We start from the raw sequence: 25497 nt of genomic DNA, 5'->3' as shown, positions 1-25497 counted from the left end.
TGTCTTTAAGCTTGATAGAATATGATACAGTGAGGAGGGGAGTGATAAATAGATGAAAGAATTACAAGAAAAAATAGCAGATTATACTCGTTTCGGACAAGTACTTTTGTCTATAAGTACATTTTTAATGATTGGTTTATTAATTCCAAGTGGAGTCAAAGATATGGTGCAGTCTTTTGTTATGATGGGGAGTATTATTGTATTTTTAGTTCTTTCTTTTTTCTTCTTTAAGCGTGTTAGAACGATGCGTGACCAATTAGAGGAGAGCGAATATGAAGAAAATTGTTAAATAGGGCGCTACGAAAAGAAGAAATCTTTTTGTAGCGTTTTTTTATTTTTGTAGAAAATGTATGCGTTTCATATTGACAATGATAATCTTTATCAATTAAAGTAGAATAGTAGTCAGTGATTATCATTGTCATTTAGGAGTGAAAGAATGAAAAAATCCATTACGCTGTTCACAGCGATCTTATCTATTTTTTTCTTATTAATAGGTTGCAGTGCAAAGGAAAACGAAAAAGCATCTGCAACAAAAACGGAAAAAGGAAAAGAGAAAATCGAAATTACCGACCTGTCAGGAAGAAAGGTAACATTCGATAAAACGCCTGAAAGCTTTGCAACATTAAGTATGGGAGACATGGATATTATTCATGTTTTAGGTGGAAAAATAGTAGGTCGTCCGGATACGAAATTAACTCTTCCAGAGGAGTTAAAGAAAGCACGAGTAATTGGGAATGCACATCAACCGAATTTTGAACAAATTGCTAGTTTAAAGCCAGACGTACTTGTTGCTAATAATGGGTTCCAAAAGAATATTCCAACGGTTGAAGGGCAAGGAACAAAAGTAATCATTTCTTCAGCAAACTCTGTAGAAGATATTCAAAAGAGTATTGAAATGTATGGAACAGTAATGAAGAAAGAAGATAAAGCAAAAGAGCTTAATCAAAAAATTAATGATCAAATGAAGAAATATGAGAAAAAGAGTGACGTTAAAGCGTTGCTAGTGTATGGCGCACCAGGCACTTATTTAGCGGCATTACCAACATCTCTATCAGGGGATATTTTAGAAAAAACGGGAGGGAAAAATATCGCAGCTGGTTTTCCAGAAATGAAAGAGTATCCGCAATATGCACAGATAAGTGTAGAACGTATTATTGAAGCAAATCCAGATGTGATTTATTTAATTACACATGGAGATCCTAATAGTGTGAAAAAAGCATTTGAAGGCGAAATGATGAAAAATGAAGCATGGAAAAATTTAGATGCAGTAAAACAAAATCGTGTAGTTATTTTACCACCAGATTTATTTGGATCAAATCCTGGGACAAAAGTTACAGAAGCGATGGACTTTATGTATAAAAGTATACAAGATGTAAGGAAATGATAAGTATGGAAAGTAGTGAAATAGTAAGAGAAAAGGAACATCCTTTTGCAAAGAAAAGATGGATGATAACAGTTACTTTAGTTGTATTAACTGTTCTAGCTCTTTTTTACGGCCTTTTCGCAGGGAGTTTATCCTTTTCTTTACGAGAGATTCTAGTAGGGATGCAAGATGAAAGTTCGACAGTTCATCGAATTGTATGGGACCTTCGTATACCGAGAGTGCTCGTTGGGTTTATAGTAGGAACGTGTTTAGCAGCATCTGGTGCATTACTGCAAGGGGTTATGAGAAACCCTCTTGCAGACCCTGGTATTATCGGGGTTTCATCTGGAGCGGGTCTTGTAGCAATTATAATCATGATTCTATTTCCTCAGCATATGGCTTTTTTACCGCTAGGGGCGTTTTTAGGAGCCTTTATTACAGCAATGGTCATTTACGCACTATCATGGCAAAAGGGTGCGCCACCTTCACGAATTGTATTAGTAGGTGTTTCAATAAACGCCTTAATTGGTGCAGCGACTTCAGCGTTAATGTTATTACATAGCGACAAAGTACAATCAGTTCTACCGTGGTTAGCGGGTGGTATTGGTGGTGTGAGTTGGGCACATTTAAATATGATTATTTACTATGCGATATTCGCTATTATATTAGCTTTCTTCGGTATTAAACACATTCGAGTATTAATGCTCGGAGATGAAATGGCGAAATTATTAGGGTATAACGTGGAAAGAAGTCGGTTTTATTTAATAGTAGTAAGTACAATGTTAGCTGGAATAGCAGTTAGCGTTTCTGGTCTTATTGGATTTGTCGGTCTCGTTGTACCACATATGCTACGTTTATTAGTCGGAAATGATTATAGATATTTGCTGCCATTATCATGCCTTGCCGGCGGGATATTACTTGTTTTCGCGGATGCGATAGCTCGAAGTTGGTTCGATCCAATCGAATTGCCAGTTGGTATTTTATTGTCCTTCTTAGGTGGTCCGTTCTTCTTATATTTAATTCATAGAGGAGGAAAACGACGTGATTTCCGTTAACAAAGTGTTTTACGCACATTCTGAAAGATTTCAAATGCAAAATATGAATGTACATATTAAAGCTGGAGAAATCATTAGTTTAATCGGTCCGAATGGATCGGGGAAATCTACTTTGCTTCGTTTAATAGCACGGCTACTTAAACAAAGCGAAGGAGATATCATTTTAGATGGGGAAAATATTCATATGATGAAGAGTGCAGATGTAGCGAAGCAATTAGCGATGTTACCACAAATGCACGATCATCAATTAGATTTAACAGTGAAAGAACTAATAGAGTTCGGAAGAGGTCCCCATAAATCATGGAATAGTCGCTTAAATAAAGAAGATGAAGAAATTGTTGATTGGGCATTGTCTGTTACAAATCTTGAAGGGTATGAATATCGTCTTTTACAATCCTTATCAGGAGGAGAAAGGCAACGTGCTTGGATTGCAATGACGCTTGCACAACGCACAAATGTCTTACTATTAGATGAACCAACAACCTTTTTAGATATCGTCCATCAGTTAGAAGTAATGGAACTTGTTAAACGATTAAACGAAGAGTTTGGTATGACGATTGTAATGGTTTTACATGACATTAACCAAGCGGCTCAATATAGCGATCGTTTACTCGTATTAAAACAAGGGAAGATTCAGTATGACGGCGTACCAGAAGAAGTACTATGTCATCAAATGTTTCAGCGTGTATTTGGAATTGAAGTTGATATATTCCAAGGGAGTGACAAGCCATTTTTTACACCGAAACGAATTTGTGAAAAGGGAGAAGAGCGATGCAAACAGAGGAACGTATTACCGCTGAATTAGTAAGAGAATTTGTTATGGCAGCTCATGGAGATCTAGAAATAGTACAGGAGCTTTTGGCCGAATCACCTAGCTTACTTCATGCTTCTTATAATTGGGGTGGCTCAGATTGGGAAAGTGCCTTAGGAGCAGCGGCCCATGTAGGACGTAAAGATATTGCTCTTTATTTACTGGAAAAGGGAGCTCGGATGGATATTTTTGCAGCGGCTATGCTTGGGAAACTTGAAGTCGTACAAGCTATTTTAGTAGTACAACCAGAAGCATTATTTGCACCTGGCCCGCATGGCATCTCGCTACTTCAACATGCCCGCATGGGTGGAGAAAAAGCTCAGCGTGTATTTGAATACTTAACAGTGCTTTCTTAATGACCGTAAAAGTTCTTATGTGCGGTAAACTTTCCACTCAAAAGATTGGAAGGTTTACCGCCCGTTAGAACGGGATAAGTATCTAGTATATATGAAAATCCTACACCCCCTCAATTGTAGTTTTCTTAATACTAGTTATGATATGGAAGCAGTAGACACTCTTTTGTCTACTGCTTTTTTTTGATATAATACACCTTTATAAGATTGAATTTTCTTTCTTTTCGAAACCTTTCTTGATATGAATTATTCAACACTTATGTAGTTTGAAATATATAGTTATGTAATGAGGTTCAAAATGATGGGAGTGAATAAAAGAATGTTCCATACAGATCGCTTACAATTTCGCAAATATACAATGGATGATTTACCATTTTATGCTTCTTTATGGGGGGATGAGAAGGTAATACGCTATATTGGAAATGGAACGTTAAAAACATATATGCAATGTAAAAAAAGTTTGGAGGAGAGGGTACTTCCAAATTATAAAAATGGTCTCGGTTTATTTGTAATGATTGAAAGGGGAACAGGGATACGAATTGGTCATGCAGGGCTTGTCAAGCAGAAGGTAGATGGAAAGGAGGAAATTGAGATTGGCTATTGGCTACTTCCTAAGTATTGGGGGAAAGGGTATGCGAAAGAGGCTGCGGCAGCATTTCGAGACTATGGTTTTCAAGCATTACAAATGAATAAATTAATTTCACTTATTAATCCGAACCACCCAGCTTCAATATTTGTTGCTAGAAAAACAGGGCTTAGTTATGAGAAAACAACTTCATTTCATGAGATGGATGTTCTCGTTTATTCTATTAAGCGGGTTGGATGAAAAAAAGGTGAATTGCGTCTTTTGGAGAATGGTATATAAAAAATAAAGGGGGGATTACATGTATATTTACCATAATGGACTTATTATCCGTGAGGGAACGAACGGTGTACCAGCATATGCAATTAAAACTTTATTTGAAGATGCCGGTTGGAGTAATGACAATATCCCTTCTTGGCAAATTGAAAAATTTACGATAGCATTTGAAAATTCAACATGGGCTTTCACAATTTGGGATGAGGAAGAAATGGTCGCGATGGTTAGAGTGATTTCTGATCAAATCATGGTTGCTAACATAGTAAATTTAGTTGTGAAGTGTGAGTATAGGGGAAAAGGGTTAGGTAAGAAACTTGTAGCTCTTTGTTTACAAAAGCTTCCGCATGGCGATTGGTTTGCGCATACATCCGCTAGCAATTTTGATTTTTATAGAAGTTGTGGTTTTGAAGTAAGAGAGTTATCAAGAAATGGAACATGTGCGTATTATGGGTATCAAGTGGCAAAAAAGGATGGGCATCGATGAAATTATAAGGTAGTGAAGAAAGAGGATCGCTATTTTAATAATATAAACTGAACTGAGACTTATTTTGTGATAAAATAAAAGAAAATTCAGTTTATTAAACGGGGGATAAAAATGAATGTAAAAGTTGGGGATGTATTTAAATACGAAAGAAGGTTTACCGAGGAAGAAGTTTTTAAATTTGCAAATATTACAGGCGATAAAGGTAGACATCATATGGAATATGATGAGAATGGACGATTAATGGTTCATGGTCTATTGACTGCTAGCATTGGTACGAAAGTAGGAGAAGAGTTACATTACATAGCGAGGGAATTAGTAAGTGAGTTTATTAGACCAGTTTTTACAGGTGATACGATTACTTGTGAATTAACATTAACAAATATTGAGCAAATGGAAGGATATAAAAAAGTTTCAATTGAGTCAGTTTATCGCAATCAACATGAAAAGACCGTACTAGTTGGGACAAGTTATGGAATTATAAGAGAATAAAAAAGAAGCCTGTTACGAAACAGGCTTCTTTTTTATCATTTAATAAACACGTTTTCGATTTTCCGCATGACTAGAGATAAGTAATAGCGCAGATTCCTCACCTATATTGCGTACAATATGAGGAACGCATGCATTCCAGGAGAAAGAATCACCTTCTTCTACAATCGCAATATCTTCACCATGTTGAACTTCTAGTTTTCCGCGTAATACAAGATGACACTCTTCACCTTCATGAGCATTTGGTGAATTTTCTTTCGGAAATCCGGCAGGAATTTCTACTAAAGATAGGCGAAGACCACCTTGCTCCGCAACATGTTCAATTCTTTGTTCGTCTTTTCCATACACACTGTATCTGCGTTCTTCTTTTTTAACAATTTTCAAACGATCTTTTTGTTCTAACAATAAATATGGAAGGGGAACATTTAAAAAATTAGCGATCATTTCTAAAGTTGAGATAGATGGTGATGTTTTATTGTTTTCAACCTGACTCATAAAACCTTTAGAAAGACCTGTTCCCTCACAAATTTGGGCAATCGTAATTCCTCTACGTTGACGAATTTCACGAATCGCAGAACCGATATTCATAAAATCAAGCTCCTTTTTTGTAAACAACTATTTGTATCATAGCAAAAAAAATATATTTTTTCTCATGAAAAATGAATTGACGAATAAAAAAAATTAGTGTATGTTTTGTAATGTAAATAAAAGTTTTGTATAAGAAAACTATAAAGGAGAGAAAGAAATGAATCAACATATCGGTAACTTAATTATTCGTATCGTGTTAGGAGTAACGTTCTTTATGCACGGTTTAACAAAATTCCAATCGGGAATTGACAATATTGCAGGGTGGTTTACAAGCATTGGTTTACCAGGAGGACTTGCATACGGTGTAGCAACAGTGGAATTAGTTGGTGGTCTATTGTTAATTCTAGGTTTAGGTGTAAGATATATTGGATTATTATTTGCACTTGTTATGGTTGGAGCAATTGTAAAAGTGAAATGGTCAGCTGGTTTATTAGGAGATGGAAAAAATCCTGGCTTCGAATTAGAACTTGCATTGTTAGCAATGGGTGCGTACTTATTTGTTGCGAAAGCTGATGGTTTTGTAGATAATTTCTTAAAAGAGAAAATGTCAAAGAAGAACTAATTTAAATGGGGGTATAACAAGATGAGCTTTCAACTTCATCCCGAAACAACACTTGGTGTTGTTCATTTATACGTATCAAATATAAAGAAATCACTAGAGTTTTATACAGAAGTATTAAGTATGAAAGTGCTAAAAGAAGAGGAGACAGTCGTTACATTTGGGAATGAAAATGAAGAACCACTCCTTATCATTGAAGAAAAGAAAGAAGCTTTACCAAAGCAAAGAGGGAGAACAGGGTTATATCATTACGCAATTTTATTACCAAACAGACAGGACTTAGCAAACATTCTTCGTCATCTTGTAGAGATGGTATATCCACTGCACGGCGGAGCCGACCATTACTTTAGTGAAGCCCTTTATTTAGCTGATCCAGATGGAAACGGGATTGAAATTTATCATGATCGCCAAAAAGAAGTTTGGCGTGATGAGAATGGAGAGCTACCATTTGTTAGTAACCCGTTAGCCGGTGAAGAATTATTGCAGCAAGGAAGTGCATGGAATGGCTTTCCAGCTGGTACTGTGATGGGACATATTCATTTCCATGTAGCTGATTTGGAAGAAGCGAAACGTTTCTATGTTGATGGTCTTGGTTTTGAAGTAACCATCCCCGCTCGTAATGGAGCGTTGTTCGTATCCGCAGGTGGTTATCATCACCATATCGGTTTAAATACATGGCAAGGTGAAGGGATACCACCGCAAATGCCGAATTCCGTTGGCTTGAAGTATTTCACAATTGTACTAGCAGATGAAAAACAAAAAGAGCAAGTATGTGAAAGCTTAAAAAATATTGGCAAGATTGCTACGTATAAAGATGGAATATTACAGGCCAAGGATCCGTTTGGACATTGTATCCATTTCAAAATAAAAGGAGAAGCCTAAAAAAGGCTTCTCTTTTTTACTTTCTTATAATTGCTTTTTCGTTTTGTAAAAATAGTTCATCAAATTGCTTCGCAAGTTCAAAATCTAGTCTCGTTAAACCTTTTGCATTCCAAGATGACAAAGTAATAATGACTGCTTTATACTGGATAAGGATAAATGGGTGGTGATTATGATCTTCTGATAGTTTGGCGGCTTCAGAGACAAATTCGACTCCTTTTAAGTAGTCGGAAAACATATATTTTCTTTCAATCCATTTTTCATCTTTTACCATCCATTTATCTACATTCAATAATTCCTCTTGAACTTCTTCGTCAGTTAATCGTAGCATCATTTTTCACATCCTTTATTGGAAGTAATGCAAGCCCGTTAGTAATAAGGCGTGTTACAGCTTCGTCAGTTGTGAAAGTAGAAAGTTGCTTTAATAATGCTGCTGATGTTTCATGTCCTTTGTTATGTTGTAAAAGTAATTCTAAAATTTCCAGTCGAAGTAACCATTCTTTCGGATAGAATTTATTTAATACGTCTTGAATGGCTATTAGTTGATCGACATGAGCGTCTTGTAATGTACCTTCATTACGAATGTCGCGAACTGTTTGATACATTCGTTCAAGATCAGTCAGTGTAAGTGGAGCAGGAGTTTCTTGTACTTCTTCATCCATTGGGAAAAATGCTGCTGCATCTGCCGCTCCTGGGAATACAGAAGTAATTGTTGAACCAACAGCCATATCGAAAGCTCCCCATGAAGGGTCGAATAATAAACAATCTTTATGAGTAACTGTGCAATCTGCAAATGAGATAAGGGCGATTTTTTTATCGTTCTTTACAATGTCTGTTACTGTTCCTTTTACATGGACTCCACTTGTGAAGGAAAGCTCGGCGAGATTGCCAATTATAATGCCTAATGATTGTAATTGTTCTTCTGTACAATTTTCTAATGCAATATCTCCATCTAGTAATCCGATTGGTGTCCCGAATCCATCGCTGTGCACAGATGTAGAATGATTTGCTAGTTGTTTATGATTAATTGCTAATGCAGTTGGTGTATTTGTTCTCATGTAAATGACTTCACCAGTATCATTTTTAATTGTCTCTGTAAATGTACCGGTAATTTGTAATCCGCTACTTAGCTCAGTTGTAGCATGATTTTCGGAGCGAATTGCTTTTTCTAATCCTTCTGTGCCACCTGTTTTGAATGCCATCGTTTCAGAGAACTTCTCAAGTGCCTCAGTCAACTCTTCAAATGATTCACAAACAAATAGCTGTGGCTGCATTTTTGTCACGTCATAAGTTGTCCCTGTACAAGCTTCAATTGAGAATGGAACTTTTTCTACAGCATCTGTTAAGCAATGCTTGCTTTCACCAACAGAAGAAAGGAGACCAGCACCGTAGATTTTTGGATCTTCTATATTTCCAATCAATCCGTATTCCACTGTCCACCAGAAAAGACGTGAAATTTGTTCTGCTTCTGATAAACCAGAAACTAAGTTTTGTTTTTCGATTACAGCATTTTCAGCAGCTGCAACTTCTTCAGGTGTAGAAGTCGGGCTTTCTTTTACAATTGTTAATGTACGAACAGCTTCAAAAGCCTCATGTTCTTCTTTTGTTGAGAAAGCTTTCGCTCCAATTTGTCCAAAGCGCTTCACATATTTTGCATATGTAGAATCAAGTAAAATCGGTGCGTGTCCTGCTGCTTCATGAACGATATCAGGAGCCGGTGTATACTCGATATTTTCTACTTTACGAATATCTGTTGCGATTGGTAGTAATCCGTGCCCCTGAAAATCGAAGAATGCTACGCCGGGAATAAGTCCGTCAATCGTTACAGCTCCCCAGCCGCTTGGTGCTAAGCAGTCATTCATTTCTTCTACTTTGGGAATTGCATCTATATTAATACCAGATGATTGTAGTCCGTTAACATAGGATGGATGAGCAACATCTTTTAAAAAGCTATGGTTTTGTCTCATAATGTAACGCCAAACAGCGTGATTCACCGGCGTGTATTGATCATAATGCTGTGTAGATACGAATGGTTTTAAATGTGATGGAATTTCTGTTTTCTTTGTCATTTAGACATCCTCCTTTTTCTCTATAAAAATGAATACCGGTTTCGTATAGCTTGTACCACCTCCTTTCATAATTGTAAGCGCTTATAAAATCTTATCACAATATTCGGAACTATTTAACATTTGTTTGTGTGAGAAATAGAAAAAGCCCCTATCGGAAGATCCGATAGGGGCGAAAAAATCGCGGTACCACCCTATTTGTAAGTGGAAATATACTTACATCTCAACTAATGATAACGGAAAACTCCGTCTTTTCCTTCATGCATAAAAGCACTACGAAAAAGAAGCTCCAGAATTGTAATTCGTACTTATATATGTGCTAATTTCCACCGACCATCAGCTCTCTGAAACAGGGATATAAGATACTACTGCGATTCTTTCAACGCATAATATATGAATTTATTTTAAAGGGAAAGGCGCAAAAAAGCCCCTATCGGAAAATCCGATAGGGACGATAAAAATCGCGGTACCACCCTATTTGTAAACAGAAAAATTGTTTACCACTCACTTTAAGATAACGGAAAGATCCGTCTTTCTCTTCATGCATAAAAAGCATTACGGGAAAGAAGCTCCAGAATTGTAATTCACGCTTGTATATGTACTGATTCGCACCAACCATCAGTTCTCTGAGACAGGGATATAAGTCGCTACTAGTATTCCTTCAAAGCCGATATATAATTCGTTCAACTAAACTATGTTTTGTATTATAAAACTATTATTGAAAAGTTGTCAACAATAATTTTATCCTATCCAAAAATCGGCTTTAAAGTAAAGCGGTTAGGTGGGAGTCTTATTGCCTGTTAATGCGGGATGAAAATTGCATATAGTAAGCAGAATATGAGGAATGCTATAAGGGAAATGGAGGGGGCGTATGAAAGGATTTATCGTGAGCAGTAGTGTGGTTTTGTTCATTTTTTTATCTTCAATTTCTAGTACTAGTGCGGAACATCATGGAGTAAAAGTTGCTTTTATTCGTCATCATGACCTTTGGATTAAAGTTGATGGGAAAGAAAAACGAATAACACAAGGTGAGTACATAACGGGGCCAAAATGGTCCCATGATGGAGAATGGATTGCATATGCAAAAGGAACGAAGCAAAACAACCTTGAGTTGTACCAGCTGAAAGATGGAAAGAAAGTTAGGCCGTTGCAATCTGAAGTATCGAACTATCAATGGTCACCGGCTGAGAATGTAATTGCATTTGTATATGCGCGTACATTAAATACGTTTGACGTCCAAAAAAAGAATGCAGATTTTGAAAATGTATCGGCTGGTGTAGGGGATTATGCATGGTACCCTGATGGAAAGAAGTTTCTTGTATCTTCTGAGGCATATTTACTTCCGACCGGATGGACAGGAGCCCAGCTATATGAGGTGCAAAAGAATGCCCACATGAACCCGCATCAAATGAAACATTTGTATGCATTACCAAATGAACATGATGATTTTCTAGCGTTAGTTGCAAGTGGATTTAAGTGGTCACCAGATCAAAAGTGGATCTCATTTTTAGCGGTACCGACAGCTTCCTGGTCGGCTGATAGTAATACGCTTTGCTTAGTTCGAGCAGATGGCAGTCGTTTTGAAACAGTAGATCAAATGTTATTAAACACACAATGGTTCAAATGGGCGCCATCAAAGAATATATTAGCCTATATTGAAGGAAGCGGGAGAGTTGCATTAGAGAATAAACATTTAAAAATAAAAGAATTGCCGGCCCTCCAGCAAAATACATTTACTCCAAAAGGCTATGTTGATTGGGATTTCACATGGAAGAACGATAATGTAATTATCGTTTCAAGGGTAAAGGAAGCAGATTTATCCGTCCCTGTAGAAAAAAGACCACTACCATCTTTATATGAAGTAAATAGTATAAGCGATGAACAACATCAAATTACAAAGCCATCTAATAAGGAAGGCGATTATAATCCTATTTTTATGAAGAAGAGCACCCAATTAATATGGATCCGTTCGAATCGTAAGAACGCTGATGTATGGCTTGCTCATAGCGATGGGAAATATGAAAAGAAGTGGATTGAAAATATAGATGTGCCAGAGTGGTATTATGAGAAATGGAATTGGGAAGATGTCGTTTCGGTTAAAGACGAGTAAAAAACCTGCCTAAAATATAATTTTTAGGCAGGTTTTTCAATGTTATTTATGTGTTTTATTAGGCTTTTTTTTCGCAGGGTTCCCGTTCCCTTGGCGCTTTCTATTTTGTTCATCTTTTGCTTGTTTTTCATGTAATGTGTCTAAAAAGTCATTTGAGTTACTCATTTTTATATCTCTCCTTTTTTCATTGCGTCCTAGTTACTATAACCATTTAGGAGGATAATCATGAGATAAAAATTAAGCGCTTAGTTTTCTTCGATAGTATAAGTGAAATAGTCCATACGTAATGAATAACATAAGTAAAACTTGTAACTCTACATTTTCTTTTAAAATAGCAGGAATAAAGAAAACAATAGGGAAGAAATTATGAGACTATTTCATAGTGAGAGGAAGAGGAGAATGAAACTTGTCTTTGTTCGGCATGGTGAAGGTGAGCATACGAAAGATTTACCATTAAGTTTGCAAGCTGTGAATCCGCCATTGACCAGTGTGGGAAAGGAGCAGGCTCAATTGCTTCAACATAATATGCCCTTACAAGGAAATGATATATTAATCGCTAGTCCTACACTTCGAACTTTACAAACTGCGGCAATATGGAGTGTAGAAGTTGCTTGTCAAAAAATTGTTCATCCATATATATCCCCGCGTATTTTCCCTTATCGGGAATCCGCCAAAACATTGCCGTGCGATCGATTGTTAGGTCGAAAGATAATTGAAAATCTATTTCCGCATTTTTCATTAGAAGAAAGTACAAATGAATTGTTATGGAATGAGGGAGTCAATATCATCTCGGAGAAGGCATTTCAGCAAATAGTAGATGAATTTCTGCACTGGTGCTATCAGTTAAAAGCAGAAAAAATTTGTATCGTTTCACATGATGGAACAATTACAGCGTATAGGCAATATTTACAGAAAGTCGCTTTAACTAGAGTTGATTTTTTGAAAGAAACGGGTATGTATGAAATGGACTTATAGGAGGGGGAATTTGTAATGGAAGATTTAGGAGAAGATGTGTACGACTTAAATGAGCTGAGAGGGTACTTTGGCGTGGCGGAAATTAAGTAATATGCAAAATTGCATATTACACATATTTTAAATGGTTGGTGTAAGTTTGGGGAGTTGAAACTAGTAGAATTTATTTTACATAATGATGCAAAATCGTATGCTAAATCGATAGATTATGTAGATGGGAATGCAGCACTTATGTTTATAATACGCTTATTTTATGGGCTTATTAACCACGAAAAAAAGTTAGAAGAAGCTTTTCAAGAAGTGAAATTAACCGATGAGGAGACACATACATTTCAATTCTATAAATAGTATGAAACGCATTTATTCCATATTCGAATAAATGCGTTTCACATTTAACTCACATTTTTTTTACATTTTCTTCAATGAAAATGATTATCACCTGTGGTATGATATGTTCAAGTTTTTACAGGTAATAAAAGTTACTATATAAACGTTAGTTTTTAATGTTTGATAGGTATGTCATAAATTATTCATAATTAACGTTTGAAAAATAAGTAACTAATGTTATTATATTACCTGTAACTGAATTAATTACAACTATAGGAGGAAGATATGATTATTCAATTTTTAAGAGAAAACAAAGCAGTTTCTTTTGTATTAGCGATAATTCGAGTGTATCTTGGTTACACATGGGTAATGGCTGGAATCGGTAAACTACAAGGAAAAGGATTCGATGCAACTGGTTATTTACAAGGTGCAATTGAAAAATCTAAAGGAGCACAACCAGCTGTTCAATCTTGGTGGGCATCATTCTTACAAGATTTTGCAATTCCCAACGTTGATTTATTTAATACACTTGTGACGTGGGGAGAAATTTTAGTCGGAATTGGTTTAATTGTGGGCTGTTTAACAAAAACAGCGGTCTTTTTCGGTCTTGTAATGAACTTTTCCTATATGTTTAGTGGGTCAATTGGTGTAAACCCTGAAATGGTTATCTTATCCATGTTCGTTCTTGTTTCGGGTGTGAATGCTGGAAAATTTGGAATTGATGGCTTCGTTATTCCAAAAGTACTAGGATCCAAAACTCAAAAACGCCAAAAGCAAGCTGCTTAATATATGAAAACGGGTATCTCAAAAATGAGATACCCGTTTATTTTTCAGCACTTATAGGATTTTTTTCAAAGAAATCTTTTACATACCCTACGAATTCTTGTGGTTCTTGACGAAATGGTGCGTGGTAGCCTTTTTCGATAATATGGAAAGTACTATTTTTTAAGAATTGATGATAAGTTTCTCCTTCTTTCCAAGAAACGCTACTATCATTTCTTCCCCATATAATTAAAGTTGGTTGTTTGATTTCATTTGCATTGATTTGAAGACGTCTAGGCCATAATTTCATTTTATTATAATGCTCTTCATCATTACGCTTGAATTTAACTTTGCTCTCATCATAATCTGCAATAGAAGAAATGGCACTTAAATCGGTCGACAACTTTGGTTTTGGTGAACCTTGTTTATTAACGAACGTATGAGGGCCGCCTGTAGCATCAGTTAAAATAAGGTGGGTAACCGCTTCAGGGTATAAATATGTTAAATTAAGAGAAATTTCTCCGCCCATCGAATGTCCCAGTATTGCGAATGAGTTATACCCTAGTTTTTTCATTAACTTATAATACAAATTTGCATGAGTTGGGAAAGAATAATAAAAATCCATCGGCTTAGAGGAACGTCCGAATCCTAAAGCATCAACAGAAATAATCGTATGATCTTTTGCTAAATCTGAGTAAATCTTTTGAAAACCATCGGATGATCCCCCAAATCCATGGATCATAAGTAAAGGTGGTTTTTCATCCCCAATCTTTTTAAAGTAAATCGTTTGACCATCTATCGCTACCATTTTTTCCTCGGTAGCTAGTTTCGCTGTAATTGTATTTTTAACTTGTTTTACTTGTTCTACTGGCTTCTCTGCTGCACTACATCCTACTAATAGTGTAAGAGTAAGACAACCTACCATAAAATAGCTAAATCGCTTCAATTAGGTGTCCCCTTTCTAACATAACGCTGCATCTATCATAGCAAATAGCATATTACGATTTCCAGGAAGTTGATTACCATTCTTTATCATAAGAGGTGAAAGGAGCGTTTCCTGGAAATTTGCTGTTTGAAGAAATTGGCGAAAAATGAATTGTGAATGCGGAACATCAATGCGTATCGTCCCATTCCACGAATTACAAATTATTTCTAATAATTGAATAGCGTCTTTTTCTTTTTTTGAAATAAGCGGAGTGATACATAGTACATCTCCTTTTTGTATGCATAAAGCAAAAGCATCTATTTGATTATCCCGTTCTATTTTAAATGAGTAAATTGCTCTCGATAGTAGCGATGAATAAATCTTAGAACGATGTGCACCAGTCGCAGTTTGATCAAGAGAAATTAGATATTGAAGATCTGTTTGCTGAATTTGTTTTATGGGAACAGAATTTGTATTTCTGTAAGTCGCTTGTTTTTCGAAACGATGAATTGTTGTTATTGATTGAAATCCATAAGATTCATATAAAGGTTCACCAGCTTTTGTTGCAATGAGCAGAATAGGAAGCGATGAATGAGCTAGAGTTAAACTGTTGTTTAGCAAAATACGGCCAATTCCTTGTCTTTGAAAATCAGGATGTACGATTAACATACCGATAGAAGAAAATCCACGATCAAATGGAAATACCCCTCCAGCTGCAATAAGTTTATTTTCATGTATATAGCCAAAAATTGTACCAGTTGAAAGATACATATGGAATTGTTCTTTCATAAAGGCTTCATGTTGTAACCATCCGATAGATTCGCAAAGAGAGAGTAAATCTGGAATGGTAGATTTGTCTAGTTTTACTGTTTCCATAAAGATTCACCACATTTCTATTCAAATTAGAAAAAAAGTAGAGAACGGAATGTTACAAAATGTAAAGTAATAGATTTACGTTAAAAGAAATCCAATTTGTTTATATTTAGTTTGTAAAGGGCATTATGCTTGATATGAAAGGACAAAGTTATACAAATTATAACTGATATTTACATAAGTTAACAAAAAATTTACATATAACTACTTTTATCTTAATAGTCTTCTATTAAATTGAATAGAGGGAAATGAATAACCTAATTAGGGGGACAAGACAGTGAAAAAGTTTGTAAAAAAAGCATGGCCATTTGCAGTTGTGGCGTCGTTAGCAGTTACTTCGGTAGCGACATGGAATTTTACGCGTTCTAGTGAGGTTAATGCGGATGAAAACGGAAGTAATGCAAAGATTAAAAATGTCATTGTATTAATTGGGGATGGTATGGGACCTTCATATATGACAGCTCATCGCTATATGAAAGATAATCCAAAAACATTTGAGATGGAATCTACAGAATTTGATAAGCATCTTGTAGGAACACAAAAAACATATCCGGAAGATGAACATGAAAATATTACAGACTCTGCATCGGCAGCTACTGCGATGTCAGCAGGTATAAAAACATATAACGCAGCAATTGCAGTTGATAATGATAAAGCTGAAGTAAAAACAGTATTGGAGCAAGCGAAAGAAAGAGGGAAGTCAACGGGACTCGTTGCGACTTCTGAAATTACGCATGCAACGCCAGCCGCTTTCGGTGCACATGATATTAGTCGTAAAAATATGGATGCAATTGCAAATGATTACTTTGATGAGAAAATTAAAGGTAAGCATAAAATAGATGTTATGCTTGGCGGTGGCGTCAATAACTTTGTTAGAAAAGACCGCAATCTTACAGAAGAGTTTAAGAAGTCCGGTTATAGTTATGTAACAGATCGTAATCAATTATTAAATGATAAAAGTGATCAAGTTCTTGGTTTATTTGCACCAGGTGGTTTAGATAAAATGATTGACCGTAATGATAAAACACCGTCATTAGAAGAGATGACAAATGCAGCGATTGAGCGCTTGAACAAAAATAAAGATGGTTTCTTCTTAATGGTCGAAGGTAGTCAAATTGATTGGGCTGGACATGATAATGATATTGTCGGTGCAATGAGTGAAATGGAAGACTTCGAAAAAGCATTTAAAGCAGCAATTGAGTTTGCGAAAAAAGATAAAAATACATTAGTCGTTGCAACTGCGGACCACTCTACTGGCGGCTTATCTTTAGGTGCGAATGGTGAGTATAACTTTAAAGTAGAGCCAATTAAAGCTGCGAAACGTACACCAGACTTTATGGCAAATGAGATTGCAAAAGGTGCAAATGTAGAAGAAACATTGAAAAAGTATATTGATCTACAATTAACACCAGAAGAAATTAAAGCTGTAAATGATATAGCTCCATCAAAAGATGTAACAAAGATTGATAATGCAATTGAAGATATCTTCAATAAGCGCTCGGTTACAGGCTGGACAACGGGTGGACATACAGGTGAAGATGTGAACGTATATGCATTCGGACCAGGTAAATACTTATTCTCTGGCGTTCAAGAGAATACAAATATAGCTAAACGTGTCTTTGACATCGTTGGCGGCGGCGACCCGAATAAAGGAAGACGCTAATTATAAATGAAAGTGAGGCGAAATGCCTCACTTTTCTTTTTAGGAGATGGAAAGATGAGGGTTTTTTTAGGGAAATTAAGATTCCTTCTAGTATTTGTATTATTGCTAGTTGGATGTCAATCTCAAGAGAATAATATAGAACAAAAATCTGCTGAAAAAACTGAGGAAAAGGTACATATAACGAAAGAAGAAGAGAAATCCATTCAAGATGTTATTGAGGCATTTGTACGGACGACGAATGAAAAAAATCTTGCTGAACATATGGAGTTATTTTCAAAGAAGATGCCTAGTGCTGAAGACTTAAAAACACAAAAGGAAGCGGCATTTCAAAAGGGAAATAAGAAAATAGAATTAGAACATATGAATATGAAAGCTCTTAAAGGTGGGCTTGTTATTGTTGAAACGTCGGAAAAAGAAGTAGATGGAGGGGTTACTCTTCAGAAGAAAATGCAGTACGCACTTGGAAAAGAAGAAGAAGGGTGGAAGATTGAAGAGGTTCGTACGATAGAGCAGAAATAAAAAAAGGTTCTCATAGGAGAGAACCTTTTTAAAGTGGTAATAAAATTTGATTTGAACATGCTTCAATGTCATCGATATCTTGACGGATTGTTGCCATCTTATTATCGAGGTCTTCAGCTTTCATAGCAGCATCGTGTAATTCATCCTTCAAATAATCAGGTATGTTTCCTTCATATTTGTAGTAAAGCTTATGTTCTAAACTTGCCCAAAAGTCCATCGCAAGTGTACGTAATTGAATTTCTGCAAATACATCTTTCGTACCAGAATTTAGTGACAATGGATATTTAATAATCATATGCAAACTTTTATAGCCATTTCCTTTTGGATTAGCAATATAATCTTTTACTTCTACAATTTCCATGTCTCCACGATTTTCAATAACCCCTTTTAAATGATAAATATCTTCTACAAAGCAGCATGTAATACGGATGCCAATAATATCTTGTAATTGTGTTTGAGCATTTTCAACTGTTGGTGATAAGTTTTTACGCTCAAGCTTCCTAATGATACTTTCGGGTTGTTTAAGTCTTGTTTTTATATGTTCAAACGGGTTGTAGTCTTCTAAAAATTGAGCTTCCCGGTTCATAATTTCAAATTTAGTTTTTAACTCTTCTAAAGCAAATGTATAAGGTAATACAAAAGCTTTCCAGTAGTTAACTGTTGATTGGTTATATTCCATTTCTATACACACCTTTTCTTATTTACAAGTGAAGTTGTTATTATACTAAACACCAAATCATGTAGGCACAAGCAGCAAATGATGAGATTATAAAACGATATTTAGTTTTCATCTTTTCAACCCCTTTCAAATGAAATTATATATGAATAAACGTCATTGTTAGTAATTTCACTATGTACAATTCTTATAGTAATAGATTCATGTGAAATTCGTATGAACTAATTGTTTCAGCTTTTTGTCTTTTTGCTAATGACTTTTGGTTTTGTTTGTTATAATTACCTTAAATTGTGATAAGTGGGAGGGTATGATGAATCCAAAAGATAAAGAAAGAAAAGAGCAAGTGGCTCATATTATTGAAATTCCAGATGAATATAGGCTTGTTGTAGATGATCAAGAAGGGGTGGATGATCCTCATCATTTATTATGGTGGGGACATAAAGAGGATGAGGAGAAACAGATACAAATTTCATTAAATAGACATACTGGTAAGCTGTTTGAATTAAGAATAGATGATGAAACTTATTTTTCGAGTGATGAAGAAGTGATAGAGGAGAATAAGGCAAGAGAGATTGCAAATGTATTTATAAAAAAATATGTGGAAGAAGGATTAGAATTTTATACATATGTGTCAATTAAGGATGACTGGCGTGGTTGGAAAGAAATAAATTATATGCAGGAAGTGAATGGATATCCATTGCCGGATACAGGATGTGTTGTGCGAGTTCATCCTTCGGGTAATGTTGGGAATTTCCGTTATAACGGACGAGAAAGTATACAAGAAAAGCCGTTATGGCCAATTGAAATTGTTGAGGGGAACATCGTTTTAGAAAATCTGAAAGCTAGACAAGATATGAGGTTAGTGTTTGCTAATTTAACATTCTCATCATGTGTATATGAAAATGGAGGAGAAGTAAAAGGATATCATCTTTTGTATGAGCCTGAACCTGTCCATGCGTCTATTCATGCGAGTACAGGTAAGGATTTGTTTGGACCAGATCACTATAAATTACCTCCAACAGTAGGGGTTACCAAACCGACAAAAGGTAGTCAACAAGATGATATATTTGCTTTGTTTGATTGGGATAAAGAAAGTTTTACAAAAGTAGATGAGACGGAAAATGAATTTGAAATAAGGATGAAATTTGTACCGAAAGAGGAATTTCAAAAAGAAAAAGAAGAGAAAAATCCATACTTAATGAATGAATTTTTTAAAAAACATTTGCCGATGTTAAAGTATAATAATTTAGTTGGCATTACTATTAATAAAGCAACCAATGAGTTAATTGGTTTTATAAAACTGACCGAAGCTAAAGAAGCAAAACAAATACTATCAAGAGAGGAATGCTTACAGAAAGCACTTCAATTTTTAGAAAGAGTTATTCCGGATATTACACAATATCTTCGTCTTTGGGATGAACGTGATGAGGAAAAAGATGGAGTTGAAAGATTTTTCTTTTCCGTATATGTGAATGGTATTCCAGTAGAGTATATGCAATTTATGATCAACATCAATACAGAAAATGGTGCTGTGATGCACTATTCAGGAGAATCTAGCAACATTATAAAAGAATTACTTGCATATGAAACAACACCAAAAGTGACAAAAGAAAAAGCGTTAGAAATATACAAAGAGGCCATCCGAGTTAAATTAGAATGGTATATAGATAATGATGCAGAGGAAACGGCATATCAATTACTGTATAAACAAACGACGGATGCAAATCATAAAGAACCCTTCGAGTGTAGTCGAGAAATTCGTTATATTGATGCCCACACTGGGGGAAAGATTTGGAGTAAATAAGTCTTTAAATAGGGAAAAAGGTCTTCGAGAGAAGACCTTTTTTAGAAAGAACAATTATTCTTCGCATGTATCAATTTTGTATAACCACTTCTGTACACTAGCAGGTGGTCCTTCTGTTCTCCACTTTGTTGTACACATTCCGCAAGAACAGTGAACTTTCCCTTTTGCAAAAATACCGACAATTTCAGGAGTATATCCCCATGCGTGTTTTGCAATGTTCATCTTTCGGCGCATTGTACGCTGACGCTGGTGTCTTGTATAAGCACGTGTTCTTTCAAATTCCATATTTGTAATCCCTCCTTGTAGTACAAGCAGCTTGCAAGAGCGTACAAGGAGTTCATCTCTTACAAGCTACTCTGGTACAAGAAGGTAATAAAATGTTTCACATTTTACCCTCCTATCTTTTGTTTAAGTATACGTAACGAAGCTTTGTGCGACAAATATCATGCTTAAAAACATGTTGGAATGATATCGTACAGACACAAACAACCTCATGCCCACATACACATAGTAAAGACCACTATTTTGGCGGAGGTGAAAGGTTTGAGTCTATTCGCCGCAATTGGATATATGGTTCGAGAAGTGTTTGTATTTGTTTCTTATGTGAAGAACAATGCGTTCCCGCAGCCGTTATCATCAGATGATGAGAGAAAGTACTTAGAGTTAATGGAGCAAGGTGATGCTCAAGCGAGAAATCTTTTAATTGAACATAATTTACGGCTTGTAGCTCATATTGTTAAAAAATTCGAAAACACCGGTGAAGATGCAGAAGATTTAATTTCAATTGGTACCATTGGGCTTATTAAAGCGATTGAAAGCTATTCAGCGGGGAAAGGAACTAAGCTTGCAACATATGCAGCGCGCTGTATCGAAAATGAAATTTTGATGCATTTACGTGTGCTGAAGAAAACGAAAAAAGACGTTTCACTTCATGATCCAATCGGGCAAGATAAAGAGGGGAATGAAATATCGCTTATTGATATATTAAAATCAGAATCTGAAGATGTAATTGATATGATTCAGCTTAGTATGGAGTTAGAAAAAATTAAAGAGTATATCGATATTTTAGACGAACGAGAGAAAGAAGTAATTGTGAAGCGTTTTGGACTGGGGCTTGATAAAGAGAAAACACAGAGAGAGATTGCGAAGGCACTCGGTATTTCAAGAAGCTACGTATCGCGAATTGAAAAGCGTGCTTTAATGAAAATGTTCCACGAATTTGTGCGGGCTGAGAAAGAGAAAAAGGCAAAAGAATAATGTATATTGTAGGCAGCTACACTCTAAAAGTGGCTGCTTTTCTTTCGGAAAAACGGAAAGAAAACGAGCTGTTCTAAGAAGAAATACATGTTCACTGTTGAAAATGGCGGGTTCTATCTGTAATATTAGAAGGTGCTAAACAATTTAAGAATAAAAATTATACTTAGTTTTTCTTCGTGTATAACGAGGCGGCTCCATTCTATATGTGGGAATAAGAACCAATTTTACATATGATATAGAGAGAAAAGAAGGGGAAACTAAAGTTATAGGCTGATTAGGAGGTTTCGTAATTTGCGACGGACATTATATCGACTTATGATCGAACTTACAAATGGTCGTTTTACTTCTTATATATTACGTAAATTTGCACAATCTCGTTTGAGCTCTATCATTATTCCATCGTATGCGAAAGTTTTTCAAATTAATCAAGATGAGATGGAAAAGGGTTTGAAAGAATATCGAACATTGCATGATTTATTTACACGTAGGCTAAAAGAAGGAAAGCGTAGTATTGATACTGATGCATCGAGTATCGTTAGTCCTGTTGATGGTGTTTTTGCTGATCAAGGTCCTATTGAGGATACAAAAACATTCAATATAAAAGGAAAGCGTTATTCAATTGTGGATATGCTAGGTAATGAAGAGCGTGCAAAGCGATATGCAGGCGGTACATATATGGTAATTTATTTGAGTCCAAGTCATTATCATCGTATTCATAGCCCACTCTCTGGCTCTGTGACTGAAAGATTTGTACTCGGCAGAAAATCATATCCGGTAAATGCAGCGGGTATGGAGTATGGGAAAGAACCATTGTCAAAAAATTATCGCTCTGTTACAGAAGTAAATAGTGAAGGCGAACATATGGCGCTTGTAAAAGTAGGTGCTATGTTTGTTAATAGTATCGAGCTCCTTCATGAAAGAAGTACTGTTCAAAAAGGTGAAGAGATGGCATACTTTACATTTGGCTCAACAGTTGTTTTATTATTTGAAAAAGATATGATTAAAGCAGTGCAGGAATTGACAAGTGGGCAAGAGCTGCGTCTTGGTGAAAAAATTGCAACCCGAGTATCTCATAAGTAAAGAAAAGATTTTATAATATACTTATGAAGCTCTAATTAAGAAATGTGGACAAAGATGCTTAATGAAGAAGTCCCTAGATGGGAGTACTTGTTTATTCGAGAGCCATCGCAGGATGGCTCTTTTTACAGGTCGATCAGCAATCTATATGTACTCAAGAAGATTTGACGAGCTTGTCCTCTAACGAGCGTCTAATAATTTCTTGTTTTATAAGTAAAATGAAGTCGGGATTTAATTTTAGTTCTTTTGCTTTATAATAAGACTCAGTGAGTAAATCAGTAGATAACTGTTCCATATGTTTTGTTTTCAAGGTGAGTCACCTCCTAATAATATAAGGATTGATTCGTTGTTGCATTTAATGTACCAAAAAAATAGGACAGTCACAAACAAGAGGTTATCCACATACCTCGGTGGATAAAATGTGTATAGAATGTTAGTAAATTCCGAATTGGCTGAAAAATTAATGTGGAAAGTGTGTACAAGTTTATCCACAGGTTATCTATCGAAAAATGTTGTCGAAAAATTTTATAGAAAATCCTCAAAGAGGTGAAAGAAATTGAAGTTATTTTTACCAAATGAATATGTGAAAAATGTATATCATGTTCAACCAGAAGATTTGAAAAAACGTGGAATTAAAGGAGTTATTACTGATCTAGATAACACTTTAATTGAATGGGATCGTCCAAACGCAACACCACAGCTTGAAGAGTGGTTTTTGAAAATGAAAGAAAATGATATTCAAGTAACGGTCGTTTCAAATAATAACGAGCAACGCGTTAAAGACTTCGCTGACCCATTAGGTATTCCGTTTATTCATAGTGCGCGCAAACCGTTTGTTCGCGCATTTAAGCGTGCGATACAAGAGATGCACCTGCAGCCAGATGAAGTTGTAGTAATTGGAGATCAGTTACTAACGGATGTGCTCGGCGGGAATCGTGTGGGACTTCATACAATTTTAGTTGTACCGGTAGCGCAAACGGACGGATTGGTGACACGATTTAATCGAAAAATTGAACGAAGAATTATGAGAAACATGAAGAAAAAAGGCTTAATTAATTGGGAGGAATAAAGTTTGACTGAAACAATTAAATGTATTGGTTGCGGTGTAGAAATTCAAACAGAAAATAAAAATGAAGTAGGATACGCTCCTGCATCATCATTAGAGAAAGAACAAGTAATTTGTCAACGTTGTTTTCGTTTGAAACATTATAACGAAATTCAAGATGTATCTTTAACAGACGATGACTTCCTTCGTATTTTAAATGGAATTGGACAAACGGACGCATTAGTAGTTAAAATCGTAGATATTTTTGATTTCAATGGCAGCTGGTTACCAGGATTACATCGCTTTGTAGGTAATAATAAAGTGTTGTTAGTTGGGAATAAGGCGGATTTAATTCCAAAGTCAGTAAAGCCTGATAAAGTAAAACATTGGATGCGTTATAGTGCAAAACAGTTGGGACTAAAACCCGAAGATGTCTTTTTAATTAGTGCTGCTAAAGGACAAGGTATTGTGGAACTTGCTGAGGCGATTGAAGAGTATCGCGATGGTAAGGATGTATACGTTGTTGGATGTACGAATGTTGGTAAATCAACATTTATTAATCGTATGATTAAAGAATTTAGTGATGAGACTGAGAATGTAATTACAACATCACATTTCCCAGGAACAACGCTTGATTTAATTGATATCCCATTAGACGAAACATCATCTTTATACGATACACCAGGTATTATTAATCATCATCAAATGGCTCATTATGTTGGGAAACAAAGCTTAAAGCTTATTACACCGACTACAGAAGTTAAGCCAATGGTATTCCAATTAAACGAAGAACAAACATTATTCTTTGGTGGATTAGCACGATTTGATTATGTAAGTGGGGGCCGTCGTGCATTCACTTGTCATTTCTCAAACCGTTTAACAATCCATCGTACAAAGCTTGAAAAGGCTGATGAATTGTACGAAAAACACGCTGGAGAATTATTGAATCCACCGACACCAGAAGAATTAGAAAATATGCCTGAGTTTGTGAAATATGAATTTAATATTCGTGAGCCGAAAACGGATGTTGTATTCTCTGGATTGGGCTGGGTTACTGTAAATGAATCAGGAGCGAAAATTGTTGCTCATGTACCAAAAGGAGTAAGTGTTTCATTACGTAAATCTTTAATTTAATATGGAGAGGGATTTATGAAACAATTATATGGTGTAATCGGAAATCCAATTGGACATTCATTATCACCCGTTATGCATAACGATGCATTTGAACACTTGAATATGGATGCCCATTATCATGCGTTTCTTGTAGAAGAAGAAGCGCTAGGGGAAGCAGTAAAAGGTTTGAAAGCATTAGGTATTTCAGGATTTAATGTAACGACTCCGCATAAAGTTGCAATTATGGAGTACTTGGATGAGGTTGCCCCGCTAGCAAGGCAAATCGGTGCGGTAAATACAGTAGTTCATCGAGATGGAAAATTGATTGGGTATAATACAGATGGAATTGGTTTTGTTCGTGCCCTGCAGTCAATTAGTGAAGATCCACTTCAAGAGAAACGTATTTTATTAATCGGTGCAGGTGGTGCTAGTCGAGCTATTTACTTCTCGCTTGCAGATGTAGGTGTGAAAGAAATTGATATTGCTAATCGTACGAGAGATAAGGCGGAAAATCTTATCGCTGGGTGCATGGCAAATGTTAATTCGCATGCTCTATCGTTAGAATGTGCAGCAGAAAATCAAGGGGAATATGATATCATCATCCAAACAACAACGATAGGTATGCATCCACATGTTGAGTATACGCCGCTGGAAATTCGTTCATTGCAACAAGGAACGATTGTTTCTGATATTATTTATAATCCATTTGAGACGAAAATTTTAGGCGATGCGAAAGAACAAGGTGCAATAATTCAAAATGGAATCGATATGTTCGTTTATCAAGGTGCACTTGCATTTGAAATGTGGACAGGATGTGTGCCGAATATTGATAGAATGAAACAATTAGTAATGAGAGAGCTTGGAGGCTAAG

30 protein-coding genes, 2 pseudogenes and 2 other annotated features are annotated in these 25497 nt (G+C 35.8%); of the genes and pseudogenes, 22 read left to right on the top strand and 10 right to left on the bottom strand.

What is annotated here, in order from left to right; translation table 11 throughout:
* Nucleotides 1-52: 52 nt before the first annotated feature.
* From FT637_RS03985 to FT637_RS03950, 8 genes are all read left to right on the top strand, one after another.
* Nucleotides 53-289 (top strand): YrhC family protein, encoded by a 237-nt coding sequence (locus tag FT637_RS03985; RefSeq protein ID WP_193645204.1) that lies wholly within the window; start codon nt 53-55, stop codon nt 287-289.
* A gap of 147 nt (nt 290-436) precedes the next feature.
* Nucleotides 437-1384, top strand: a complete 948-nt coding sequence (locus FT637_RS03980; RefSeq protein ID WP_193645203.1) for a helical backbone metal receptor — start codon at nt 437-439, stop codon at nt 1382-1384.
* A 5-nt stretch (nt 1385-1389) separates the two neighbouring features.
* Complete coding sequence (locus FT637_RS03975; RefSeq protein WP_193645202.1) at nt 1390-2418, top strand: FecCD family ABC transporter permease; 1029 nt, start codon at nt 1390-1392, stop codon at nt 2416-2418.
* Nucleotides 2405-3223 (top strand): ABC transporter ATP-binding protein, encoded by an 819-nt coding sequence (locus FT637_RS03970; RefSeq protein WP_193645201.1) that lies wholly within the window; start codon nt 2405-2407, stop codon nt 3221-3223. Before FT637_RS03975 ends, FT637_RS03970 begins: the two co-directional genes overlap by 14 nt.
* Nucleotides 3190-3585 carry an ankyrin repeat domain-containing protein gene (locus FT637_RS03965; protein WP_193645200.1) on the top strand — a complete coding sequence of 132 codons (396 nt, stop codon included), beginning with the start codon at nt 3190-3192 and terminating at the stop codon, nt 3583-3585. The genes FT637_RS03970 and FT637_RS03965 overlap by 34 nt, the downstream gene beginning before the upstream one ends.
* Before the next feature lie 295 nt (nt 3586-3880).
* The gene (locus FT637_RS03960) at nt 3881-4408 is read left to right on the top strand and encodes a GNAT family N-acetyltransferase (RefSeq protein WP_193645199.1); all 528 of its coding nucleotides are present in this window, start codon (nt 3881-3883) and stop codon (nt 4406-4408) included.
* A 58-nt stretch (nt 4409-4466) separates the two neighbouring features.
* Nucleotides 4467-4925 carry a GNAT family N-acetyltransferase gene (locus tag FT637_RS03955; RefSeq protein ID WP_002160411.1) on the top strand — a complete coding sequence of 153 codons (459 nt, stop codon included), beginning with the start codon at nt 4467-4469 and terminating at the stop codon, nt 4923-4925.
* 111 nt (nt 4926-5036) lie between these two features.
* On the top strand, nt 5037-5414 hold the full coding sequence (locus tag FT637_RS03950; protein WP_193645198.1) for a MaoC/PaaZ C-terminal domain-containing protein: 378 nt from the start codon (nt 5037-5039) through the stop codon (nt 5412-5414).
* Between the two features lie 39 nt (nt 5415-5453).
* Here the strand turns inward: FT637_RS03950 and FT637_RS03945 are convergent, their stop codons facing one another.
* Nucleotides 5454-5999 (bottom strand): helix-turn-helix domain-containing protein, encoded by a 546-nt coding sequence (locus tag FT637_RS03945; protein ID WP_193645197.1) that lies wholly within the window; start codon nt 5997-5999, stop codon nt 5454-5456.
* A 157-nt stretch (nt 6000-6156) separates the two neighbouring features.
* Between FT637_RS03945 and FT637_RS03940 the strand changes: the two genes are divergently transcribed.
* Together FT637_RS03940 and FT637_RS03935 are read left to right on the top strand one after the other, a co-directional pair.
* Nucleotides 6157-6561, top strand: coding sequence for a DoxX family protein (locus FT637_RS03940; RefSeq protein WP_001071557.1), 405 nt, complete (start codon nt 6157-6159; stop codon nt 6559-6561).
* A 21-nt stretch (nt 6562-6582) separates the two neighbouring features.
* Nucleotides 6583-7440 carry a VOC family protein gene (locus tag FT637_RS03935; RefSeq protein ID WP_193645196.1) on the top strand — a complete coding sequence of 286 codons (858 nt, stop codon included), beginning with the start codon at nt 6583-6585 and terminating at the stop codon, nt 7438-7440.
* A gap of 16 nt (nt 7441-7456) precedes the next feature.
* Here FT637_RS03935 and FT637_RS03930 read toward each other — a convergent pair whose 3' ends face one another.
* Nucleotides 7457-7771: a 4a-hydroxytetrahydrobiopterin dehydratase gene (locus FT637_RS03930; RefSeq protein WP_193645195.1), complete on the bottom strand. Its 315-nt coding sequence runs from the start codon at nt 7769-7771 to the stop codon at nt 7457-7459.
* Entirely contained in the window at nt 7752-9506 is a 1755-nt protein-coding gene (locus FT637_RS03925) for an aromatic amino acid hydroxylase (RefSeq protein WP_193645194.1), read from the bottom strand. The genes FT637_RS03930 and FT637_RS03925 overlap by 20 nt, the downstream gene beginning before the upstream one ends.
* A gap of 162 nt (nt 9507-9668) precedes the next feature.
* Nucleotides 9669-9895: a binding site (T-box leader), on the bottom strand.
* A 52-nt stretch (nt 9896-9947) separates the two neighbouring features.
* Nucleotides 9948-10177, bottom strand: a binding site (T-box leader).
* A gap of 197 nt (nt 10178-10374) precedes the next feature.
* Here FT637_RS03925 and FT637_RS03920 point away from each other — a divergent pair.
* Nucleotides 10375-11613 (top strand): TolB family protein, encoded by a 1239-nt coding sequence (locus tag FT637_RS03920; RefSeq protein ID WP_193645193.1) that lies wholly within the window; start codon nt 10375-10377, stop codon nt 11611-11613.
* A 42-nt stretch (nt 11614-11655) separates the two neighbouring features.
* On the opposite strand, the gene FT637_RS03915 is transcribed toward FT637_RS03920, so the two are convergent.
* Both FT637_RS03915 and FT637_RS03910 read right to left on the bottom strand, forming a co-directional pair.
* On the bottom strand, nt 11656-11778 hold the full coding sequence (locus tag FT637_RS03915) for a DUF4023 domain-containing protein (RefSeq protein WP_000071861.1): 123 nt from the start codon (nt 11776-11778) through the stop codon (nt 11656-11658).
* A gap of 72 nt (nt 11779-11850) precedes the next feature.
* Nucleotides 11851-11955 (bottom strand): annotated as a pseudogene (locus FT637_RS03910) (phosphoglycerate mutase); the annotation flags it as partial.
* 57 nt (nt 11956-12012) lie between these two features.
* Between FT637_RS03910 and FT637_RS03905 the strand changes: the two are divergent.
* The 3 genes and pseudogenes from FT637_RS03905 to FT637_RS03895 all read left to right on the top strand — a co-directional run bounded on the left by FT637_RS03905 (nt 12013) and on the right by FT637_RS03895 (nt 13698).
* Entirely contained in the window at nt 12013-12588 is a 576-nt protein-coding gene (locus FT637_RS03905; RefSeq protein WP_193645192.1) for a histidine phosphatase family protein, read from the top strand.
* A pseudogene (locus FT637_RS03900) lies at nt 12589-12933 on the top strand (delta-aminolevulinic acid dehydratase); the annotation flags it as partial.
* A 264-nt stretch (nt 12934-13197) separates the two neighbouring features.
* Entirely contained in the window at nt 13198-13698 is a 501-nt protein-coding gene (locus tag FT637_RS03895; protein WP_193645190.1) for a DoxX family protein, read from the top strand.
* A gap of 37 nt (nt 13699-13735) precedes the next feature.
* Here FT637_RS03895 and FT637_RS03890 read toward each other — a convergent pair whose 3' ends face one another.
* Both FT637_RS03890 and FT637_RS03885 read right to left on the bottom strand, forming a co-directional pair.
* Nucleotides 13736-14620: an alpha/beta fold hydrolase gene (locus FT637_RS03890; protein ID WP_193645189.1), complete on the bottom strand. Its 885-nt coding sequence runs from the start codon at nt 14618-14620 to the stop codon at nt 13736-13738.
* Between the two features lie 15 nt (nt 14621-14635).
* Complete coding sequence (locus FT637_RS03885) at nt 14636-15475, bottom strand: GNAT family N-acetyltransferase (protein ID WP_193645188.1); 840 nt, start codon at nt 15473-15475, stop codon at nt 14636-14638.
* Between the two features lie 274 nt (nt 15476-15749).
* Between FT637_RS03885 and FT637_RS03880 the strand changes: the two genes are divergently transcribed.
* The gene (locus FT637_RS03880) at nt 15750-17135 is read left to right on the top strand and encodes an alkaline phosphatase (RefSeq protein ID WP_193645187.1); all 1386 of its coding nucleotides are present in this window, start codon (nt 15750-15752) and stop codon (nt 17133-17135) included.
* A 54-nt stretch (nt 17136-17189) separates the two neighbouring features.
* The gene (locus FT637_RS03875; protein ID WP_193645186.1) at nt 17190-17654 is read left to right on the top strand and encodes a hypothetical protein; all 465 of its coding nucleotides are present in this window, start codon (nt 17190-17192) and stop codon (nt 17652-17654) included.
* 28 nt (nt 17655-17682) lie between these two features.
* Here the strand turns inward: FT637_RS03875 and FT637_RS03870 are convergent, their stop codons facing one another.
* The gene (locus FT637_RS03870) at nt 17683-18333 is read right to left on the bottom strand and encodes a GTP pyrophosphokinase family protein (RefSeq protein WP_113734195.1); all 651 of its coding nucleotides are present in this window, start codon (nt 18331-18333) and stop codon (nt 17683-17685) included.
* Between the two features lie 304 nt (nt 18334-18637).
* Between FT637_RS03870 and FT637_RS03865 the strand changes: the two genes are divergently transcribed.
* Nucleotides 18638-20134, top strand: coding sequence for a YcdB/YcdC domain-containing protein (locus tag FT637_RS03865; protein WP_193645185.1), 1497 nt, complete (start codon nt 18638-18640; stop codon nt 20132-20134).
* Nucleotides 20135-20188: 54 nt separating this feature from the next.
* Here FT637_RS03865 and FT637_RS03860 read toward each other — a convergent pair whose 3' ends face one another.
* A complete protein-coding gene (locus FT637_RS03860; RefSeq protein WP_193645184.1) occupies nt 20189-20419 on the bottom strand; it encodes a hypothetical protein in 231 nt (76 codons plus the stop codon).
* A gap of 258 nt (nt 20420-20677) precedes the next feature.
* Between FT637_RS03860 and sigK the strand changes: the two genes are divergently transcribed.
* Entirely contained in the window at nt 20678-21391 is a 714-nt protein-coding gene (sigK, locus tag FT637_RS03855) for an RNA polymerase sporulation sigma factor SigK (protein ID WP_000051382.1), read from the top strand.
* Nucleotides 21392-21682: 291 nt separating this feature from the next.
* On the top strand, nt 21683-22471 hold the full coding sequence (locus tag FT637_RS03850) for a phosphatidylserine decarboxylase (RefSeq protein WP_070144915.1): 789 nt from the start codon (nt 21683-21685) through the stop codon (nt 22469-22471).
* 151 nt (nt 22472-22622) lie between these two features.
* On the opposite strand, the gene FT637_RS03845 is transcribed toward FT637_RS03850, so the two are convergent.
* Entirely contained in the window at nt 22623-22778 is a 156-nt protein-coding gene (locus FT637_RS03845) for a sporulation histidine kinase inhibitor Sda (RefSeq protein WP_002015226.1), read from the bottom strand.
* A 246-nt stretch (nt 22779-23024) separates the two neighbouring features.
* Here FT637_RS03845 and FT637_RS03840 point away from each other — a divergent pair, with 246 nt between their 5' ends.
* From FT637_RS03840 to aroE, 3 genes are read left to right on the top strand one after another with little or no spacing between them, the layout of a single operon-like run.
* The gene (locus FT637_RS03840) at nt 23025-23537 is read left to right on the top strand and encodes a YqeG family HAD IIIA-type phosphatase (protein ID WP_097830635.1); all 513 of its coding nucleotides are present in this window, start codon (nt 23025-23027) and stop codon (nt 23535-23537) included.
* Between the two features lie 3 nt (nt 23538-23540).
* Nucleotides 23541-24647: a ribosome biogenesis GTPase YqeH gene (yqeH, locus tag FT637_RS03835; RefSeq protein ID WP_193645183.1), complete on the top strand. Its 1107-nt coding sequence runs from the start codon at nt 23541-23543 to the stop codon at nt 24645-24647.
* Between the two features lie 15 nt (nt 24648-24662).
* On the top strand, nt 24663-25496 hold the full coding sequence (gene aroE / locus FT637_RS03830) for a shikimate dehydrogenase (RefSeq protein WP_193645182.1): 834 nt from the start codon (nt 24663-24665) through the stop codon (nt 25494-25496).
* Nucleotide 25497: the final 1 nt, after the last annotated feature.

It is taken from the genome of Bacillus cereus (assembly GCF_015071065.1).
GTDB classification, from domain to species: Bacteria; Bacillota; Bacilli; order Bacillales; family Bacillaceae_G; genus Bacillus_A; species Bacillus_A cereus_BA.
This window is presented reverse-complemented; position numbering and strand designations above follow the sequence as displayed.